The sequence below is a fragment of the Kocuria atrinae C3-8 genome, from assembly GCF_000286355.1.
Classification (GTDB): domain Bacteria; phylum Actinomycetota; class Actinomycetes; order Actinomycetales; family Micrococcaceae; genus Kocuria; species Kocuria atrinae_A.
Genome location: NZ_AJXN01000142.1, coordinates 1 through 19,375 on the forward strand (window position 1 = coordinate 1; position 19,375 = coordinate 19,375).

19 protein-coding genes and 3 pseudogenes are annotated in these 19,375 nt (G+C 62.9%); 10 read left to right on the forward strand and 12 right to left on the reverse strand.

What is annotated here, in order from left to right; all coding sequences use genetic code 11:
- The 4 genes and pseudogenes from YO9_RS18830 to YO9_RS18845 form a co-directional block, all read right to left on the reverse strand.
- Positions 1–215, reverse strand: a pseudogene (locus YO9_RS18830) (hypothetical protein); the annotation flags it as partial.
- The gene (locus tag YO9_RS18835; protein ID WP_223286607.1) at positions 212–1,453 is read right to left on the reverse strand and encodes a hypothetical protein; all 1,242 of its coding nucleotides are present in this window, start codon (positions 1,451–1,453) and stop codon (positions 212–214) included. The pseudogene YO9_RS18830 and the gene YO9_RS18835, both read right to left, overlap by 4 nt.
- Positions 1,453–1,713 carry a hypothetical protein gene (locus tag YO9_RS18840; RefSeq protein WP_223286608.1) on the reverse strand — a complete coding sequence of 87 codons (261 nt, stop codon included), beginning with the start codon at positions 1,711–1,713 and terminating at the stop codon, positions 1,453–1,455. Before YO9_RS18840 ends, YO9_RS18835 begins: the two co-directional genes overlap by 1 nt.
- Positions 1,659–4,169 carry a non-ribosomal peptide synthetase gene (locus tag YO9_RS18845; RefSeq protein WP_223286609.1) on the reverse strand — a complete coding sequence of 837 codons (2,511 nt, stop codon included), beginning with the start codon at positions 4,167–4,169 and terminating at the stop codon, positions 1,659–1,661. Before YO9_RS18845 ends, YO9_RS18840 begins: the two co-directional genes overlap by 55 nt.
- A 432-nt stretch (positions 4,170–4,601) precedes the next feature.
- Here YO9_RS18845 and YO9_RS21030 point away from each other — a divergent pair, with 432 nt between their 5' ends.
- The 4 genes from YO9_RS21030 to YO9_RS20195 all read left to right on the forward strand — a co-directional run bounded on the left by YO9_RS21030 (position 4,602) and on the right by YO9_RS20195 (position 6,947).
- Entirely contained in the window at positions 4,602–5,111 is a 510-nt protein-coding gene (locus YO9_RS21030) for a serine hydrolase domain-containing protein (protein ID WP_317259840.1), read from the forward strand.
- A 5-nt stretch (positions 5,112–5,116) separates the two neighbouring features.
- A complete protein-coding gene (locus YO9_RS21035) occupies positions 5,117–5,476 on the forward strand; it encodes a hypothetical protein (RefSeq protein ID WP_016998049.1) in 360 nt (119 codons plus the stop codon).
- A 251-nt stretch (positions 5,477–5,727) separates the two neighbouring features.
- Positions 5,728–6,426, forward strand: coding sequence for an AI-2E family transporter (locus YO9_RS20190; RefSeq protein ID WP_262925704.1), 699 nt, complete (start codon positions 5,728–5,730; stop codon positions 6,424–6,426).
- Positions 6,384–6,947 carry an AI-2E family transporter gene (locus YO9_RS20195; protein ID WP_262925705.1) on the forward strand — a complete coding sequence of 188 codons (564 nt, stop codon included), beginning with the start codon at positions 6,384–6,386 and terminating at the stop codon, positions 6,945–6,947. Before YO9_RS20190 ends, YO9_RS20195 begins: the two co-directional genes overlap by 43 nt.
- Here the strand turns inward: YO9_RS20195 and YO9_RS0114005 are convergent.
- Positions 6,940–7,578, reverse strand: coding sequence for a pyroglutamyl-peptidase I (locus YO9_RS0114005; protein ID WP_016998050.1), 639 nt, complete (start codon positions 7,576–7,578; stop codon positions 6,940–6,942). The genes YO9_RS20195 and YO9_RS0114005 overlap by 8 nt on opposite strands.
- Before the next feature lie 214 nt (positions 7,579–7,792).
- On the opposite strand from YO9_RS0114005, the pseudogene YO9_RS0114010 reads away from it, so the two are divergent.
- From YO9_RS0114010 to YO9_RS0114020, 3 genes and pseudogenes are all read left to right on the forward strand, one after another.
- Positions 7,793–9,507: pseudogene (locus YO9_RS0114010) on the forward strand (carbon starvation CstA family protein).
- Entirely contained in the window at positions 9,491–9,835 is a 345-nt protein-coding gene (locus tag YO9_RS0114015; protein WP_016998051.1) for a cory-CC-star protein, read from the forward strand. Before YO9_RS0114010 ends, YO9_RS0114015 begins: the two are co-directional and overlap by 17 nt.
- On the forward strand, positions 9,826–10,809 hold the full coding sequence (locus YO9_RS0114020; RefSeq protein ID WP_016998052.1) for an ArsA family ATPase: 984 nt from the start codon (positions 9,826–9,828) through the stop codon (positions 10,807–10,809). Before YO9_RS0114015 ends, YO9_RS0114020 begins: the two co-directional genes overlap by 10 nt.
- Before the next feature lie 42 nt (positions 10,810–10,851).
- On the opposite strand, the gene YO9_RS0114025 is transcribed toward YO9_RS0114020, so the two are convergent.
- The 3 genes and pseudogenes from YO9_RS0114025 to YO9_RS0114035 form a co-directional block, all read right to left on the reverse strand.
- Positions 10,852–11,526 carry a DUF899 domain-containing protein gene (locus tag YO9_RS0114025; protein WP_016998053.1) on the reverse strand — a complete coding sequence of 225 codons (675 nt, stop codon included), beginning with the start codon at positions 11,524–11,526 and terminating at the stop codon, positions 10,852–10,854.
- Between the two features lie 26 nt (positions 11,527–11,552).
- Positions 11,553–11,903, reverse strand: coding sequence for a DUF2200 domain-containing protein (locus YO9_RS0114030; RefSeq protein WP_016998054.1), 351 nt, complete (start codon positions 11,901–11,903; stop codon positions 11,553–11,555).
- 39 nt (positions 11,904–11,942) lie between these two features.
- Positions 11,943–12,547 (reverse strand): annotated as a pseudogene (locus tag YO9_RS0114035) (DJ-1/PfpI family protein).
- A gap of 117 nt (positions 12,548–12,664) precedes the next feature.
- On the opposite strand from YO9_RS0114035, the gene YO9_RS18855 reads away from it, so the two are divergent.
- The gene (locus YO9_RS18855; RefSeq protein WP_223286610.1) at positions 12,665–12,934 is read left to right on the forward strand and encodes a ribbon-helix-helix domain-containing protein; all 270 of its coding nucleotides are present in this window, start codon (positions 12,665–12,667) and stop codon (positions 12,932–12,934) included.
- Entirely contained in the window at positions 12,931–13,194 is a 264-nt protein-coding gene (locus YO9_RS21760; protein WP_223286611.1) for a type II toxin-antitoxin system RelE/ParE family toxin, read from the forward strand. The genes YO9_RS18855 and YO9_RS21760 overlap by 4 nt, the downstream gene beginning before the upstream one ends.
- Before the next feature lie 674 nt (positions 13,195–13,868).
- Here YO9_RS21760 and YO9_RS0114050 read toward each other — a convergent pair.
- The 4 genes from YO9_RS0114050 to YO9_RS0114065 all read right to left on the reverse strand — a co-directional run bounded on the left by YO9_RS0114050 (position 13,869) and on the right by YO9_RS0114065 (position 18,411).
- On the reverse strand, positions 13,869–16,403 hold the full coding sequence (locus YO9_RS0114050) for a S8 family peptidase (RefSeq protein WP_223286612.1): 2,535 nt from the start codon (positions 16,401–16,403) through the stop codon (positions 13,869–13,871).
- Positions 16,404–16,477: 74 nt separating this feature from the next.
- The gene (locus YO9_RS0114055; RefSeq protein WP_031273379.1) at positions 16,478–17,434 is read right to left on the reverse strand and encodes an AAA family ATPase; all 957 of its coding nucleotides are present in this window, start codon (positions 17,432–17,434) and stop codon (positions 16,478–16,480) included.
- 177 nt (positions 17,435–17,611) lie between these two features.
- The gene (locus YO9_RS0114060; RefSeq protein WP_016998061.1) at positions 17,612–18,004 is read right to left on the reverse strand and encodes a recombinase family protein; all 393 of its coding nucleotides are present in this window, start codon (positions 18,002–18,004) and stop codon (positions 17,612–17,614) included.
- Positions 18,001–18,411: a hypothetical protein gene (locus tag YO9_RS0114065; protein WP_016998062.1), complete on the reverse strand. Its 411-nt coding sequence runs from the start codon at positions 18,409–18,411 to the stop codon at positions 18,001–18,003. Before YO9_RS0114065 ends, YO9_RS0114060 begins: the two co-directional genes overlap by 4 nt.
- Before the next feature lie 213 nt (positions 18,412–18,624).
- Between YO9_RS0114065 and YO9_RS0114070 the strand changes: the two genes are divergently transcribed.
- Positions 18,625–19,375 (forward strand): DNA-processing protein DprA (locus YO9_RS0114070; RefSeq protein WP_016998063.1); only part of this gene is annotated, 751 nt, incomplete at its 3' end.

Below are 19,375 nucleotides of genomic sequence, written 5' to 3' on the forward strand. Positions count from 1 at the left end.
GCGTGTCGCGGCGGCCTGACGTGGCGACGGAGCATGGCGCGCGGCGGCGCGGTGATGACCGGGGCGTTTTCGCTCCAGTGGTCGTCCTCGGTGGAGGCTCCACCCTTGGAGGAACCCCCGGTCCACACTTCACGTTGAGGACGTTGACCGGGGCGGGGCCGCTCGCCGGGTGCGAGATCGCCTTCGGCTATTTCATCCACTTGTTGTTCGTTCATCGGGTGGCCTCCTCAGGCGTTGCACTCGAGACCGTCTGCGATGTCTTGGTGGGGGCAACGGACAGGATGGGGTGATCGTGTTTCGCGACTGGCGGTCCGGGAATGACCTGGGCGTTGATGACATGGTCGCCAGGCTCCAGATGTCGGATGGGGTTACCGCCCCAGTTGCCGTTGGCCGGCACCGTTTCCTGGCGCATGACCAAGGACCCGGGACCCACCGTGGAGTTTTCTTCGATCGTGGCGCCCGGCAGCACAAAGCTGTTGGGGCCCAACGTGGAACCGCGACGCATCGTGACCGGTTCCAGACGCATGATGCGGTCGTGGAACAGGTGGGTCTGGAGCACGGTGCCGCGATTGACGGACACGCCCTCTTCCAAGGTGACCAGGTCGAACTCGGGCAGCCACCAGGTTTCGCACCACACGCCGCGTTCCACACGAGCACCCATGAGGCGGGTCCACGCATTGAACAGCGGGGAGCCCACACTGAGGCGAATCAGGGACGGCACTGCGAGGGACTCGGAGAAGACATCCGCCAACTCGTTACGCCACACGAACGAGCTGAACAGCGGGCGCTCGCCGGTGCGGAAACGGCCCATGAGGGCCCACTTGACGATCACGGGGACCAAGCACGCCAACGTACTGGCGGCCAGCAGGACCGCGCCGGACCACAAGGCGGTGTAGAGCAACCCCTGCATTCCCATCCCGTGGGCCATGTAGATGCTGGTCAGCGCGTACACGATCATCAGGTCGATCCATGCGGAGACCATGGCCGGGACCATGCGGAACGCTTCCACGAATCCGCGTGCTGCCTGGAGACGGCGGGGCGGGCGGAAGGTTGCAGACTCGTCGGCTTCGGTGTGAGCGCGGGCAATGGGCTGCGCACGGCGGCCGAGCCACGAGGAACCGACCGGCGCTTTGTGAGGCGCGGAGCTGAGCACAGCTACTAGTGCGTCCTCGGGGAGGTCGCGGTCCGGTCCCACGATCGCGGAGTTGCCCACGAACGTACGCTCGCCGATCACGGACGTCCCCAAATGTACCCATCCGAAGCCGGAACGGTGCGAGGCCACGAGTGAGTGATCCGCCAGGAACGCACCGTCCTTGAGCGAGGTCAGGTGCGGAATGGTCTCAGCGGTGGAGATCTCCACTGATTGACCAACGCGAGCACCCAGCAGGCGGAGGAACAACGGAGTCACACAGGACGCGTAGATCGGGTAGGTGGAGATCAGCGTGCGCTGCATCAAGGTCTCCGTGAACACGTGGCCCAACCGACCGGGCCGTTCTGCGGGAAGTATCCCGGAGTGATCATGCCCGCGACCAGGCGCACGCATCCCACCACGAGCAACAACCACACGGCGGCAGTGATGATGACGAACAGCGGCACCCACAGGGCCAGGATCGGGATGACCAATTCGTAGAACTGAATGCCGATGACCTGCGGAAGGATCAGCAATGCGCCCGGAATGATCGCCAGGATCGGCAGCAGACCGATGATGGCCACCCCACCCGTGTAAGCCAGGTGGGATTTGATCTTGCCCCAGGTGGCAGTCCGGCCACGGCGTCCGGAGCGACGTCCGGCCAGGTCTGCGCGGAGGCTCCGCGGTGGTACATGGGCGAGCCGCCCCACAATTCGCCGTCGGGAACGGTGCCGGTCACGTGTGAGCCGGGCAGGACTTCCGCTGCCACGCCCACGCGGGCACCGGGATCGACGAGCGTGCGAGTGCCAACGCGTGAATTCGCGCCGATGTCGATGGCTCCCACGTGGAAGGTGTCGCCGTCGAGCCAGTAGCCGGCGAGGTCAGCCTCGAACTCAACGGTGGCACCTTCGCCGATCGAGACCAGACCGGTCACGGGCGGCATGTGGTGCAGGTGGGCGTCGCGGCCCACCTTGTTACCAAAGAGACGGTGGAGAGTGCGGGCCATGGGTGTGCCCAGCAGGACCTCGTACTTGTTGAACACGACAATGCGCTCGGCAGCCCACACGCGCAGGTGATTCCACTTGCCGCGTGGATAGTGACCGGGTTTGAGCCCGGCGGTCAGCAGTCGCACGAAGGCAGCACCCACGAGCACGCGACCGGGCAGTGAGAACATCACGAGCCAGCCGATGATGAGCGGCACCAGCGGGGGAGTGGGCACCCAACCGGCACCCACGATCACCGCGAGGATCCACACGACGATGAGCGAACCCACTACGTAGCGCAGCCCGTTGGCCACGCACAGCGCGGCCAGGAACGCGCCCTGTACCCAACCGGTCCAGGTGGGCAGCGGTGCGGGTTCGCGCTTGGAGTCCTGCGATGCCTCGAGGGTCTCCAGGTAGTTGGCCATGCCGCGCAGGGTCGGGTCGGCATAGATCCGGGCGATCTCGGTGTCCGGGTGGGACTGGCGCAGGGCCGAGACCAACCGGGCCACACCCACGGAGCTACCGCCCATCGCGAAGAAATCGCTCTCCGCGGTGAAGGGGAGCGGACCGAGCTGATCCGCCCACAGCTCCGCGAGCCATTCGAGGTCATGGTCCAGCGAGGGCTTCTGATCGAGACCGTCGGTCGGCATGGGCCAGGGCAGAGCCTTGCGGTCCACCTTGCCCGAGGTCTTCAATGGCAGCTCATCCATGAGGCACAGGGCGGGCACCATCTGGCCCGGCAGCCTCTCCGAGAGCCACGCTCGCACGGCTACAAGGTCAACAGAGCCTTCGAAATCGGGCACCAGGTATCCGGCAATGATGTTGTCGCCACCGGGCGTGGGGTGCACGGCGCACGCGCCCACGCGAACGCCGGGAACGGAGCTCATGTAGTCGTCGATCTCGCCGAGTTCCATGCGGCGGCCGGAGATCTTAACCTGATCGTCGACGCGACCGGCAAAGACGAGGCCTTCCTGGTCCGCCTTGACCATGTCTCCGGTGCGGTAGGCGCGTTCCCAACCTAGGGAGGGCAGCGACGCGTACTTCTCGGCGTCCTTGGCGGGGTCCAGATAGCGACCAAGGCCGACGCCGCCGATGATCAGTTCGCCTGTTTCGCCCCAGGCCACTGGCTGGCCTTCGGTGTCGACCACGGCCAGTTGCCATCCGGGAACGGGGAGACCGATCCGGATAGGTGCCTCACCGGTGAGGATTGCGCCGGAGCCAATCACGGTCGCCTCGGTGGGGCCGTAGGTGTTCCAGACCTCGCGTCCGGGACGGACCAGGCGCTGGGTGAGTTCCAGCGGGCATGCTTCGCCGCCGAAAATCAAGAGTCGTACGGTGTCCAGGGCTTCGCTGGGCCACAGCGATGCCAGCGTGGGCACGGTGGAGACAGCGGTGATGCGGTGGTTGATGATCCACCGGCCAAGATCAGGACCGGACCGAACGACGTCGCGCGGGGCCGGTACCAGCGTGGCGCCGTAACGCCAAGCCAGCCACATCTCTTCGCAGGACGCGTCGAAGGCGACCGAAAGGCCGGCCATGACGCGGTCGCCCGGGCCCATGGGGCGCTTCTGCAGGTACATCTTGGCCTCTGCATCGACCAGTGCCGCAGCGGAACGATGGGTGATCGCTACGCCCTTGGGTTTACCGGTGGAGCCGGAGGTGAAAATAATCCAGGCATCGTCCTGGGTGCGGGGCGGTTCGGTGTCCCCGGTGGTCTCAATGCTCTCCACACGGGTCAGCTCAAGGTCACGGCCGAAGATCGCGGCCACGCCGGCTTCTTCCCACACCGTGTTGGCGCGCTCATCCGGGTCGTCCCAATCGACCGGTACATATGCGGCACCCGCGAACAGCGTGGCGAGAATGGCAACGTACAGGTCGGCGCCACCGGAAGGCACGCGGATACCCACGCGGTCTCCACGACCCACGCCGATGTCCCACAGGCGCTGCACATGTGTTTCGATACGAGCTTCAAGCTCGCCGTAGGGCACGCGCTCCTGCTCGTCTTCCAGAGCAATGGCATCCGGGTACTGGGCAACGGTGTCCAGAACGATGTCCACGAATGTGCGCGGCTCAGGTGGTGTCTCAACGGGGTAAACAGCCCGGTCAGACGCTATATCTAGTATTTTTTCAGAATTTTGAGACGCATCTTTTTTTAGAAGACGTTCCATTGAAAAGCTCCCCCAAATAGAGAACCTTGTAACGCAAGGGGAGCGAAGGCTGCGCACTGGAAAAGGTGGCAGCCTAGTGTCATGAAGTTGCCCGATCAGGTCCCCCGACCGTACGGGCGGCGCGTCATGCTGTCGCGCGTGGTGGATCTCCAGCATCCCCCTGCTGGTTCATTTGTGCCTTAAACGTAACTGCCTTAATCAAGGATTTGCAATCGGAATACCTAACGATTTGATTAAGCTCCGGGTGACAGTTGAGGACTATTTCCGTTCTTACAGGTCACCAGAGAAATTACTAGTGAGTATTTTTGACGTGGGAGAACTATGAGCCTGCTCACAAGAGAACGCAGTTTGTCCTTCCGTTTGCGTGAGGGTGAACGCGTGGTGGTTGAGAAGTTTGGGCCGCTTCACCGACCGGAAACACTCCTGGAGTGGGGGTCGATCACGAAGACCGTCACTGCGACGCTCGCCCATCTACTAGCGGATCAGGGTGTCGTGGATCTGAGCGCTCCAGTCACTCGATATCTTCCTGACGCTCGCCTCCCACAGTGGGTGAGCGTGGAGTCTCTCATCACTCACACATCGGGGCTCCCGAGCATGCCCTCGGATCTAAGGCTGAGGGATGGCGAGTGGCGAGATCCCTTCGCGAAGTACACACCCGCCTACTTCGATGAGGTCACAGTGCCCCGGTTGTCCTTGGAGCACACCGGACGCATAGGAACCCGTGCCTACTCCAACCTGGGGTACGCCGTGCTTACCCGCTTGCTCGAGCGAGCCGCGGGCGAGGCTGGTGGGATTTGGTTCGCAAGCACGTACTGGCCCCGTATGGAGTGACGGATGTGGCTACCACTGCCGATAGGTCCGACCGCGTTCCGGTACTTCATAACTGGGCGGGCCAGGTTCGAAGTACGTGGGTCGACACCGGACCGTTCATAGGTGCCGGAGGCATTCTGAGTACTTTCGACGAGCTGGAGAAGTACATGCTTGCTGCGCGGCGTCGGCACTTGCCTGGCGGCAGACCACCCGGGTGGGAGAAGTCGCCCACCCTGTGGTGGCACAACGGGCACAACCGTGATCAAGGGGCCTTCGTGGGGGTGGATGACGCGGCACAGCGCGTGATCACGGTGCACACCCTTGGTTATCGCGTGGGCACCGCGGACAAGGTGGCGACTCGACTGGAACGCCGGTTTCCCGTCTAGAGCAATGGATAGGGCGGGACGATTCCCCGTTGTCTTCGATGTGGTCCCGAGTTCACCTAGGGGATGCCCTCGTTTCCTAAACTGCAGCAGATTACCGACGCGGATGAGTGAGGGTTTGCTGCATGGGCTCGACGAGTCACGAACGATTCGAGGATGCCACGCTGCCCCGGGAGGTGGAGCGAGCGGAAGGAGAGCCTGAGAAACCGGGTGAGCTTGCTGGCGGCGTCGAAAATCCTGGCCCGGGTGGTGGCGTGGATGGGCAGGATCTGTCGACGGACGAAGTGCTCCGGACAGACGGCAAAAACCCCTCCGAACTGCAACAACCCGATGAGACACCAACGCCCGTCAATGCACCCGCCCATTCGGTGCACGTGCCGCGCTTTCTCGCAATTACCGTGGGCATCGCTGGCTTGCTGATCTTGCTTGCCGGACTGCAGGGCGCGCAGGACATCGTGGCGCCGATTTTTCTGGGACTGAACCTGTTGATTGTGGTGTATCCGCTGCAGCGGTGGCTGTCCCGGCGAATGCCCCGCTATGCAGCCGCCGCACTAGCGCTCATCGTGGTGCTCGGCGTGCTGGTCCTGTTCGTGGCAATGGGTGCGTGGTCCGTCGCCGAGTTGGTCAACGAGCTGCCCCATTATCAGGACGAATTTTCGCGACTGGTCGACGAGTCCATCGGGGCGTTGGCCGCCCTCGGGATTTCGACGGACATGGTCGAGTCGAGCCTCCAGGGGGTGACCGCAGGCAACATCATGAGTCTGGTGACACCGATCCTGAGTAATGTCTCAGCGATCATGGGGCTGCTTGCCACGCTGGTCATGGGGGTGTTCTTCCTGAGTATGGACTCGGCCACCACGGGACGCAGACTGACTCGGCTGGCCGAAGACCGTCCGCATGTCGCCGGAGCATGGTCGATTTCGCCCAGGGTGTGCGCCGCTACTGGGTGGTGACCACGGTCTTCGGTCTGATCGTTGCGCTCCTGGACGTGCTGGCGCTGCAGATCATTGGTGTGCAGCTGATCTGGGTCTGGGGGATTCTGGCGTTCATCACCAACTACATTCCGAACATCGGCCTGGTGCTCGGCATGATTCCGCCGGCCATCCTGGCCCTACTGGACGACGGCTGGGTCGCGATGCTCGCCGTGGTTGCCGCCTACAGCGTGCTGAACTTCACCGTGCAGTCGGTGATCCAGCCCAAGTTCACGGGCGAGTCCGTGGGGGTCACGCCCACCATGTCCTTCTTGTCGCTGATGTTCTGGTACATGATTCTGGGCTGGCTTGGCGCGCTAGTCGCATTGCCGGCGACACTTTTCCTCAAAGCGCTCCTGGTTGACGCAGACCCCAGCGCCCGTTGGATCAACGCCCTGATTTCGTCCCGGAAGAAGGACTACATGCCGCAGGGCATGGCAACCTCGGGTTCCGCGCATTCCAATAACGGCCAGACCGCGGTGAGCAACGATCCCGTCAGATAGAAGGCATAAGGTCCGCCGCGACTGCAGAAACGCTCGCCGCGATGGCCTCGGTCAGCTGGTCGATCGACAGTTCCGATGACGACGCCGCCGCGCCCGGGTCAGTCTCTTGGCCCACCGTGGCGGTTCCTCGCGTTCGTACCGCGGGTACGTGAATGAACGCCCCGGGCAAATCGGTCTCACTGAGCAGAGCGCGGTAGACCGCGTTGCAGAGAAAGGCGCCGGCGTCATCGGAGATCGCTGCGGGGACGTTCACCGACCTGATCGCCTTGATCAAAGACTCGGGGTCGATGCGCGACTCGAGCCATTCGGGACCGTCGTCGAGCGGGGAAGGCGGCCGCGCGGCGTCGTCGTTATCGGGAATCCTGCCGTGACCGAGGTTCCTGGCGCGTCGCTCGGGCGTCACGACGGCGCGGCCACCGGCCTCACCCAGGGCGACGACGGCGTGCGGCTGGTGAGTTTCGATCGCCTCCAGGAGTGTGGGCACCGAGCCAGCCCAGGTGACGGGGAGGATCGCAGTGACGACACCGAATCCGGGACCCCAATCGAGCTTGCGCAATCGCTCGACCACCATGCCACTGGAGTTTTCGGTGTCTTGGCCGAAGGGCTCGAACCCGGTCACGAGGATTTTCATGGGTCCACGGTAACGGCGGGCGCGTGGTCCTCGAGTGTTGACGACACACCAGCAAGCCTGCACCAATGTGTTAGGCACCTCACAGGTGTTTAGACTATGGGGGATTGCGTAAGCCGCTCGATCCAGCGGCCCGGCACATCTTCCCCATTAGACACACGACAGCCGGGACAGCGCCGTTCGTGCGAACCAGGTCCCTGCAGAAGGGCTTGCTGACATGAACTCCATAGTTCTGACACTGATCGGCTTAGCCATCATCCTTGCCGGGTACCTTTTGTACTCCAAGTTCATCGGCGGAAAGCTCTACCGCCTCAACGACGCCAACGTCACCCCCGCCCATGAGTTCCAGGACGGCGTGGACTTCGTCCCGACCAATAAGTACGTGTTGTGGGGCCACCACTTCACGTCCGTGGCCGGTGCGGCACCCATTGTCGGGCCGGCCGTGGCCGTGATCTGGGGTTGGGCTCCGGCCTTCCTGTGGGTCACGCTCGGTACCGTGTTCTTCGCGGGCATGCATGACCTAGGCGCACTGTGGGCCTCCATCCGGAACAAGGGACAGTCAATCGGCACGCTGTCCGGGCGCTACATCGGTAACCGCGGTCGCAATTTGTTCCTGGTCGTGATCTTCCTGTTGCTCCTGATGGTCAACGCGGCCTTCGCCACGGTGATCTCCAACTTGCTGGTCAGCCAGCCGACCTCCGTGATCCCGGTATGGGGCGCGATTGTCGTGGCCCTGCTCATCGGGCAGGCGATCTACAAGTTGAAGTGGAACCTGGTGCTCGTCTCCATCGTGGGCGTCGTGGCGCTGTACGCACTGATCCTGGTGGGCGATCGTTTCCCCATCTCGCTACCGGACACCATCATGGGCATGTCCGCCGGGGCGTTCTGGGTCCTGATCCTCTTCGTTTATGCGGGCATCGCCTCCATGCTGCCGGTATGGATGCTGCTGCAGCCGCGTGACTACATCAACGGCCTGCAGCTGTTCATCGGTCTGGGCCTGCTCTACGGCGCGATCCTGTTGTCCAACCCCACGATCGTGGCACCGGCCTACAACAACAACCTTCCGCCGGACACCCCGAGCATCGTTCCGCTGCTGTTCGTGACCATCGCATGTGGTGCCATCTCCGGTTTCCACGGCATGGTCGCCTCGGGTACGTCCTCCAAGCAGTTGGACAAGGAAACCGACGCTCGCTTCGTCGGCTACTTCGGCGCGGTGGGCGAGGGCTTGCTGGCGCTCGGTACGATCATCGCTGTCACCGCGGGCTTCGAATCGCTCGCGAGCTGGGAGGAGACCTACTCCGCGTTCAACCAGGGCGGCGTCGTCGCTTCGTGGATGCGGGCGGATCCATCCTGAACAACGGAATTGGGCTTCCCGAGTCCCTGTCGGCCACGGTTCTCGCGACCATGGCGGTGCTGTTCGCGGCAACCACCATGGACACCGGCGTGCGATTGCAGCGCTACGTGGTCGAGGAAATCGGCGGCCTCATGAAGTTCAAGGTCAACACCGTGGTCGCCACCATCATCGTGCTGGTCTGCGGCATGGGCCTGGCGTTCGGCGCGGACATCACCGGCTCCGGCGCCGGCGGCATGGTCATCTGGCCGCTGTTCGGTACCACCAACCAGCTGATGGCCGCGCTCACTCTGGCCATCATCACGGTCATGCTCGTACGCCTGCGCCGCACCATCCTGCCCGTGGTGATCCCCTTGGTGTTCGTGCTGATCATGACCGTGTACGCGCTCATCGTGCAACTGGGCCAGTTCTATGCGGCCGGCAACTGGCTGCTCGTGGTGCTGGACGTGATCATCCTGGTCGCCGCGATCTGGGTGATCTTCGAGGCCGCCATGGCCATCGGCAAGGCCCGAAAGGAAGGTCCGGATCTCACGGACGATCCCCAGTTGGCTGAGGAGCCCGCGGGTGCAGAACGCCGATAACCCGCACGACGCCGCCCGCCCCGGTTCCGTTCCTGCCTCTCGTGAGCAGGAGCGGCCGGGGCGGTCCCGGTTGTTCGAACTGGGCCGCCGGTTTTCGGCGGGGCTGCAGGACTTTTACGCGGCCCCATATCGACGCTCGTTCCAACGCGCCAAGCGCGATCAGGACGACCTGTTCATGATGCTCGTGCTCTCCGAAGCGCTCGGGCTGCCCAATCCCGCGAGCTACTACACCTTGGAGCTGCTCCCCGTGGTCTATGAAAACTTCCATGAATGGCACACGCGCATGGGCATGGAACGCTCGCCCCTGAATGAGATCTCATGCTGCTGAATCTCGCACAATCACGCCGCGCCTTGTTCTTCGGTGGCAAAGGTGGGGTGGGTAAGACGTCCGTGGCCTCGACGACGGCGCTTGCGGCCGCCCGCGCCGGCCGTCGAGTTCTGATCGTGTCTACCGACCCGGCGCACAACCTGGGGCATCTCTGGCAACGGTCCATTGGTTCGGACATCGTGGAGCTGCGGGAGAATCTCTACGGGACGGAGATTGATCCGGATGCCGCCGTTGAGGAACACCTGGCTGCCGTGGGGGAGACCCTTTACTCGGTGATGCCGGAGAACCTGCGGGGGGAGGTGTCTCGTCATCTGGAGCTGTCCCGGCAGGCCCCGGGAACACATGAGGCCGCGATCCTGGAACGGATCGCGGACCTTCTGGTCCTTGGACTGCGCGATTTCGACTTGGTGGTGTTCGATACGGCCCCGTCAGGGCACACAGCGCGGTTGATGGCGCTGCCGGAGATCATGAACTCCTGGGTCGAGGGGTTGCTGCGGAACCGGCAGAAGTCGGAGAAGTTCGCCGCGGCCGTGCGTGGACTGGAACACGACGCCAACCGGGAACACCTGGTGGAGAGCCGAGGCCAGGATCCGTTGATTGAGCGGGACCTGCGGATCCGCAGGATCCTGTTGCGGCGGCAGTCTCGTTTCGAGACGCTGCGGGACACTCTGCGCGATTCATCTTTGGTGTCGTTCGTCATCGTGTTGAACGCTGAACGGATGCCGGTGCTGGAATCAGCACAGTTGTATGAGCAGCTCGTCGCTTCCGGCGTGGATGTCGGTGGCCTAGTGGTGAACCGGCGCTCGCCGTCTGACGCGGGATCGTTCCTGGCCGAACGGCGCGCTCTGGAGGATTCCACGTTGGAATTGATGCCGTCCACGTTGACGGGATTGCCCATGGACGAGCTGCCGTTGCTGCCCGGAGAGCTCTCTGGGGAGGAAGCTCTGGGTCGGTTTGCGGATCTCATGACCTGAGGTGGTGTTGGGTCGTGAGGCTCCGGGCCGTGTCATTCGGGCTCAGTAGCTGTCGCTGAGCCGCATCCACGAGTAGGTCGGTTCCTGTGGCGTGCCAGCCGGGGAGTTTTCCCAATCCTCTTGGCGGCCGTACGGGGTCAGGTCGAGCAGGTCGAAGACTTGCATGAACGTTTCTTCCCCGCGCCCCTGGGTGGACCAGGTGTGGAAGACTCGGTCACCCTTCCGGAGAAATACGCTGACGGCTTGTCGCTCTTCGCCGTCGACGGTGGCCCCGAAATCAAGGTTGAACTGATCTCCAACGGTCGAATACCACGGGAGGTTCCACCCCATGCGGTCGCGGAAGGTCAACAGCCGATCGAGGGGAGCGCGAGAGGTAAGGACGAACGAGGTTCGACGCGCGTGAAGGTGGGACAAGGGGCCGATGTGCTCGGCCATCATCGAACAGCCGTCACACCATTCCTTCCAATCCGGACCGAACATGAAGTGCTGCACGATGAGTTGAGGGCGTCCGTCGAAGAGGTCAAGCAGGGTGACAGTGCCTTCCGGTCCTTCGAAGGCGTAGTCGGACCTGACCTCGACCATCGGCATTCGCCGACGAGCCGCGCTGATCGAGTCCTTCATACGGGTGAGAGCTTTTTCTTGCTGAAGCAAGACGGCACGGGCATCGTTCCAGGTATCGCGGTCGACGATCGGAGGCCAGTTCTGGTCGGTAGTCATTGGTCGGACCCTTCATTCAGGTTGAGCTAACTGCGCAGGATCTTCTCCATTGCTTTGCCCTTGGCGAGCTCATCGATGAGCTTGTCCAAGTAACGGATTTCCTGCATGAGGGGTTCTTCAACATCTTCAACTCGTACACCGCAGACTACGCCTTTGATGAGAGCGCGGTTAGTGTTCATGGCCGGGGCTTCGGCGAAGAAGGTCTGGAAATCGACGTCGTTGCCGAGCTGGGTCTGGAGCTGCTCGGGGGAGTAGCCGGTGAGCCAGCAGATGATCTGGTCGACGTCTGCCTTAGTGCGGTTCTTGCGCTCCGCCTTGGTGACGTAGTGCGGGTACACGCTGGCGAAGCTGGTGGTGTAGATGCGGTGCTGGGCCATGAGGTCCTCTGCGATTGAAGCGGCTGGATCGCTCCGAGTTTAGATGGACATCAGCACCGGGAATGCTGACGGATCTCCGCGGTGGAATAGAGCTTCGTAGGCTTCGAGCACTTCATCGGACATTAGTCCGAGCATGGCGAGCGTCGCGCGAGCGAACTGAACCGGAGATTGCGGGCCGGCCGTTACGAGTCCATCTGCTGCGACGGCTCGTTGATCAAGATAGTGATCACCGCCCTTGTAGCCGGTGGCTTCGAGAGCTTCCTTTGCGGCTGCAGTGTGAGGACGGTTGTCGAGCAGGCCAGCACGAGCCAATGCCTCCGTTGCCCCGCAGATTGCGGCAACGGGGACGCCAGCGTTCAGGAACTGTTTTGCAGATTCAACAAACGTTTCCTCTCTCCCCGGTTGCATCCCACTCCGCCGGGCATGATCAAGAGGTCACTCTTGGTTGGGTCTAGGTCAGCGATCGTGATGTCGGGCAGCCATCTCAGTCCACCCATGGTCGAGACAGGCTGATCCGATGCCGCAACGCTGACCACCTTCCATGGTTCTTCGATGAATCGGCCCGTGTTGAGCTCAGCCAGCAGGTGACCGGCTTTCCAATCGGCAACCTGGTCGATGAGCAGTACGTGAGCGGTGCGTGTCATGAATGAACGGTGACCCCATGGCTGCCCATTGTCAATGGGTCCGTTCGCGGCCTTGGACCTAGATGGTGAGGGTGCGCTGGAGTAGGAATTAGTCCTACTCAGATCTGGAGGTCGATTATGCGCACAACGAGACAACTGAGCATCACGCTGCCAAATGAGATGGCGGACGCGTTGAGGGATCGTGTGAATTCAGGGGCATACGCGAGCGAAAGTGAAGTCATTCGGGATGGTCTTCGCGCCCTCTTCGCCCGAGACCAGGCAGTCGAAGAATGGCTGCGTAACGAAGTGGCAGAAACTTACGATGCGCTCCACTCAAACCCCGAGGATGTCTTGACTCCTGATGAGGTTCGAGCTCATCTTTCAGCGAAGCGAACCCCAGGAGTATGAAGGAACACCGCGTCGTATTCCGGCACGAAGCTGTGGCCCAACTGTCGGATTTGCACCGCTACATCGGCGAGGCTGGTTCACCAGAAAATGCCACTCGTTTTGTGGACGCGATAGTCAACTATTGCGAGGGGCTAGCTAATTTTCCCCGCCGTGGGACAGCGCGTGACGATATTCGACCGGGTTTGAGGACCGTGGGTTTCAGGAAACGGGTTGTGATCGCATTTGCGGTCCTGAACGACACAGCCGACGCAGCGCAGTGATCCCATCAGTGAATCCCCACCCTCAGACACAACAAAAGGGCCCCGGAACCATAAAGTTCCAAGACCCTTCTGTCATCCATCTACCGACTCATCTGTCAACGATGACCCGACTCAGGACAAAAGTGGAGGTAGCGCGACAGTGCTCGAACCTTGCCCCGCCCCTGCAACGGGTCATAGCCACGCACCGGATGATCCGGCGTCGGCCCAGGCCAGCGGCGATTTCGCGGGAGTTCTCGCAGCGTCTGCCGTGCCGGTGCCGCGTCTCACGGAGGCGATGCTGGACGAGGCAGAGCGCCGTTACAGGGCAGGTGAGATCCTGCGGCTGATCGCGGGCGATCTGGGGGTAAGTCGTCAGCGGCTCGGTGAGCGTCTGCGGGACCGAGGGGGTACGACTGCGTGGTGAGCAGCCGTCACCGGAGCAGGTGCTGGAGATGTGCCGCAGGTACGAGCAGGGCGAGTCGCTGGCCCGGGTCGGCGCCAAGGTGGGCTTCAACGCGAGCACAGTTCGCACGTATCTCCTCCGTGCAGGTGTCGCGCTCCGCGATCCTCACGGCCGGGAGCGGTAGAGGAAAAACAGAAGAAACCGATCTGGATCCGCAAAGAGGAAGGAAGGTTCGCCCGTTGCTCTCCGAGTTACGTAACCTCGAATACTGCACAGCACGCTGAGCTCTCTGCTAGTTCCGCACACGCTCCTGGGCGCGTTCGCGCGCCTGCTGGCGAAGTCTGGCCCGAACCTCGTCATGAATGGTAGTCGAGACTTCCGCAGCCGTTTCGACAGAAACGACGAGGGCGTAGCGTACGTTCTTCTTCTTGGGAAGATGCTGGGCATCGTCCATGCAGTCGACGTGTATCGGGAACGCGTCGCCGTCTCCGAAGGTCATCGCTCGTGAACCTTGGACGAGTTCGTGTTGGAGGCTTCCACGCCTCACAGTGAAGTGCTCCCCTTCTATCCGATCTCCTGCCGCGAGCTTCGTGTCCGGGGTGTCGAAGTAGACCTTCGCTCCGCGGTAGCGCGTGAGCTGTCCCACCGTAGGTACCGCGTACGCGAGCGTGATGGTGAAGCGATGCCACGCCGCTCGTGATCGGAGCGATGGCGGGAGCGGAAGCTCGTACGTGTGTCGTTGGTCTCCGCCAATGCGGCCGCCGGCAATAAGCACAGCACGATTGGTGGCGGCTGCTCCGAGACGGGCGGTATCGAGTCTGCCGTATCCGAGCATCGCTGAGAGCTTACGGCGAGCATCCTGCCCAGGGATACCGAGATCTCGGCGAAATCGAGCTTCCCATTCCCCCCAACTGCTCGCGTGTGTGAGAAGAGCTCGTACCAAGAGTGGATGATACTCCGGGTCTGGCAGGGGCGAGTCTACTTTTCCGTCAAGGCCAGCTTCAAGGATGTCGAACAGACGGCTCGCTTCACGCGTGACCAGTGCCGTGGCATTGCTAGTGCCAAAGGTGAAGACCGTGCGATTCGTTGCTCCACCCCTTCCAGGTGCCGCAACTTGAAGTCCGGGTCCGGTCAGAGCGGTCTGGGCTAGTTCGAGGTCCACCTTGTCCTGGCCAGGCACGATGACGGGTCGGACGTAGAGCGCCCGCCCACCGATGTGGTGGAGGTCAGGTTTGATAGAACGATCAACGCCAGGCCCCGTTGCCCCGTAGTAGGCCGGTGCTCCTGGATTGGTGATGTCCCATACCGCGTCGGAGGTCTCTGTGTCGCCTAGCCCGTCGTCGTGGGTGGCGCCGATGGTTAGAGCATTGAGTGCATCGCCAGGAGGCAGGATTCCTTTGAGGATGCTCTTCTCGTGGACCGCCCGGGTCGCCGCGTGTCGCGCCGTCTCCACCGTGCTTGCCGAGGTCGCGGGAATCGTGATGGGGGCGGTGTGGTTGCCAGCGCTGACGATGAAGAGAAGGTTGTAGGTGTGCGCCAACCAATCCAGTAGTCGACCGACAGGACTCATCCGGCGGGCAAGGGCCCGTGCCTGAGCTCCGATCGATAGATTGACGATTCGGACGCTGGGAGCAGTGGCGTCCCGACCGCCTTCGCCCTCTTGGATGCGGCGAATCGCGCGGTGTAGCAGGTCGGGGAAGAGTCGCTCCGGATTGACCTGTTCATGGGTCGTGGACAGTTCGTGCGGCCTCATGATTGGTCGCACGTAAAGTGGACGATCTAGCGGCTCAGAAGGCACCGACAGATCGCCATGGATGATGAGTGATGCCATTGCAGTGCCGTGGTTACGGGCAGCATTTGAGTAGTTGTCGCCGAGGCCCTCTGGGTCATCGATCATGAGTCGGCCAGTCAACGCATCATGGTTCTGGAAGGGCATCCCATCCAAGAGTGCGACCCGCGGCAACCCTTCGACACGCTCGCCTGCGGGCAGCCGCACCTCCGCCACGGGGTCTGTGGCGGCCGGAGCAACAGTCATGGGTGTGAACGGGCTGACGAACATCACATCGTCGGTGGTGAGCAAACGGATTGCCGCGGCCCCATCAGTGAGCACCGTCCGCACCTGCTGGATCGGCAGCTCTGCAAGAAGAGCGTGATAGGTGATGTCGCCGATCTGTGAACGATCCAGGATACGACCACCACCCGCGGCGATAACCTGCTCCACGTGCGACTCGGCCGCTGCTCGTTGCGAGGAGTCCCGCCGATACCAAAGCTCCACCTCGACTCTTACGGTGCTGACCGACTGGCCAATCATGTCGAGGGTTTCTTGCCAACGCTCGCGAAGGCCGGTCTCTCGGATGCGGTCCTCGGGTCCCCATCGTCTGATCGAAGTCAGCTGATGGAACGCATCCTTGAACTTGCCGAGTCCATGCTCGAACTTAGCGGACGGGTCTGCTTGCCACAGCGCGAAGAGTCGCAGGAGTTCATCGATCGCTTTAGCACTCGACATCACCATGTATAGAGAGTGTTGTACGGGCTTGTCTGTGCGACCAGCCTCTCGTTCGGTCATGTGGAAGTCGTCGTCGGGATCGGTGCGATCCCCCAGGAGCTGGGACAAGAACTCGAATCCGTCGATCTTGTCGATTGCGTTCTGGAAGTCCTGTACGGTGCCCGCCAGATCGAACACGACGACCAACGCAGGATCTACTTCGTCCGGAGCGGTTTCGGCGAGGCGTGCTCGCTCGGCATCAAAGGCGGAAGTGAGCTCTCTGAACTGGGGAGAGAGCCGTGCGCTTTGGCGGCCCGTGCCTGGTTTAGAGAGGCGCGGCATGTCGCGCCGACGTTGCGAGGGCCGAGCATCAACGACTGGCGGTGCGAATGCCAGGAGCGGCCTAGGCTCCGCGGTCACCCGGTTGCCTGACCGCGCCGATGCTCAAGTCGCTCCTGGACTATCCGACGTAGATTGTTTTCCGGGAGCTCCAGAATTGCGCGACGACGAACATCGAGGGCGAACTCTTCCAACTCCGCGTAGCTCGCTCCAGCGAGCTTATCCGCCAGCGTGCGGGGGGCGAATCCAAGGTCGCCGCCAAGACGAGCAGCGAGTCGTTCAAGAAACTGCGTTGCTTGGGTGCGGCTGGGTGCGTCGAGTTCAGCACGAATCTGGAATCGACGCCATGCCGCGCGATCAAGCAGTTCGCTGTGGTTGGTAGCACCGATAAAGATTACATGCGCCGGGAGACGGTCGACTTGGAGCAGCAATGTGGAGACAACTCGTTTGATCTCTCCGGTCTCGTGCTCGTCAGACCGCTCCTTGGCGATGGTATCGAGCTCATCGAAGAATAGAACGCATCGACGAGTGCGAGCGAACTCGAAGGCATTGTCGAGCCTGGCGGCGGTCTCTCCGAGAAAGCTTGAAACGACGCCTTCATACCGAACGACGTAGAACGGAAGCATAAGCTCGGCGGCGATGGCCTCAGCGACGCTGGTCTTACCGTTGCCGGGAGGTCCGGACAGCAGAAGACGGTTACGTGGCTCGATCCCGTAACTACGCAGCAGTTCAGCACGCTTTTGCTCTTCAACGAGTTCCGTCAAGACTCGGTGCGGCACCTGCGCCAGCTCGATATCGCTCAGACGACGGCTCGGAACGATCTCCTGTACCAAGTCGCGGATGGCCGCCGAGTGGTCATCCCGCACGTGGCTCTGACCGGTCGTCGTGATAAGTTCCGAGAGGCGGTCGGCAACCAAGTGGTGCTGGTTGGCGCGTTCCTCAGCGATGACCGACTCGACCAGCACTCGGAAGCGGTCTCGATCACCCCGGCGCTCCGCTTCGACAAGGTCGAGGAGTAGGTCTGCTCGCGCCATGTCCTGCCTCCCCGATCTCGTTTCAGTATTTGTGGCTCTCAGTCTATCGTGGACGGCACTGAGGCTACCGATCCGCGCCGACATCGGGACGCGATGCGACCATGCCCACTTCGTCCTGCTTCGTGTTGGCTGCGGGAAGTGCGAACCTCCCACCTCCGAGCGCGAACCTGCGCGTACTCAGTCCTCCCGGGATGAGTCGCCGACGACTCGGGACTCGGCCTCGGCGCAGGTCTGCATGACGCCAAGCAGACGTCCCTCGCGCTGGCTCGTCGCGTGCTCGGTGACGACGTGGATCTCGACTCCGGCGTCGTGGAGTCGCTGCACGGTGGTGAGGTGGTCGGTGATCTTCGTGCCGAGTCGGGCGAGGTCGTTGACGATTACCGCGTCCACGCTGTCGCTCTGGGTGGCTTCGAGTAGGTCGGCGAGTCCGTTGCCGGTGCGGCCGATGTCGGTGAAGGTGTCGGTGATGGTCAGGCCGTGCTCGCGGGCGTACGTGCGGCAGGCTGCTTCCTGGCTCTCCAGCCAGGTCGGGTTCTGGGTCGCGCAGCGGCGGTAGGTCACTGCGGTCATGATGCTGCTCCTGCCATCACGGGGGCCGGCTCGTGCTCCACCTGCGCTGTACGGGCTGCTTTGCGGTGTTCGGCGTGGTCGTGCAGGCGGGCTCGGGCGAGGTGGATGAGGCTGATGGGTCCGAGCCAGAACATCTTCCAGGTGTTGTACGCGCACAGCAGCACGACGAGGTGGAGCCAGCCCCAGCCGGGGCCGGCCTGCCCGATGAAGTCCGTGAGGAGCTTGATGGCCAGGATGTAAGGGGCGGCGAGCAGCATCGCGGGCACGCCCCATTTGAGGCCGCGGCGGGTCATCACGGCGTCTCGGATCTGGTTCGTCGGAAGGAACCGGCGAACCGGGGAGACGGCTTCAGCGGTGCGCTTGCTCCGTCGCCAGTGGCGGCGGACCGGGGCTGGGGTGGGGAACATTGCGGGCCTCCATTCAACACGTCGAACGCTGTCGAGAAGCGGCGTGTTGGTGGTGGCCCCAGGAAGGGGCGGCCCCGAAGAGCCCTACAGATGGGAAGCTCCGCTTCACCTTCCACGATACGCCGGACCTCCGACAAGCGGAAGGCCTCGCGGTTGCCGTACTGCGGTGCACCTGATCGGTAGTGCCCGCGAGAAGTGGAAGGACACCCGATCATGGCTTCACTGGCCGATTACGCCTCCGATGAGCGCACCGCCCGCGTCATGCTGTCGATCGTCGCCGAACCGGCGGATGCGCGGATCGGACGGTTGCTCGCCCGGGTCGGTGGCGTCGAGACGATCCGCCTGCTCGACACCGATGGGCCGATGCCCGAGCTGCGGCGCGAGGAAGCCGAGGTACTCCGGCACCGGGTACGGCTTGCCTCCGACGGTGCGGACTTCGATGAGCTGATGCCGCGCCTGCTCGATGGCAGGTACGCGCCCCTGATCCCCGGCGACCGGGATTGGCCTGCCGGCCTGGCCGATCTGGGCGAGCGTGCCCCGTACCTGTTATGGGCTGAAGGTGCGACCTCGCTGCTGTCGCGTCCGGTCTCTGATCTGGTCACGATCACCGGTTCCCGCGCCTCGACCTCCTACGGCAACCTCGTGGCCGGGGAGATCGCGGCAGGTCTCGCCGAGGAAGACAAGGTGATCGTCGCCGGTGGAGCGTATGGAATCGAGGCAGCGACGCACCGCACCACGCTGAGCACGGGTGGAAGCACGATCGCGGTACTGGCCGGCGGGATCGACCTGAAATACCCGCGCGGCAACGCTGAGCTGTTGGACACGATCCGCGCTATCGGGGCGGTGGTCTCGGAGCAGCCGCCCGGTGCCGTACCGACGCGCTCCCGGTTCCTTGCCCGTTCCCGGGTGCTCGCGGCCTTGTCCTCGGCGACGATCGTGCCCGAGGCTGGGGCGCGCTCGGGAG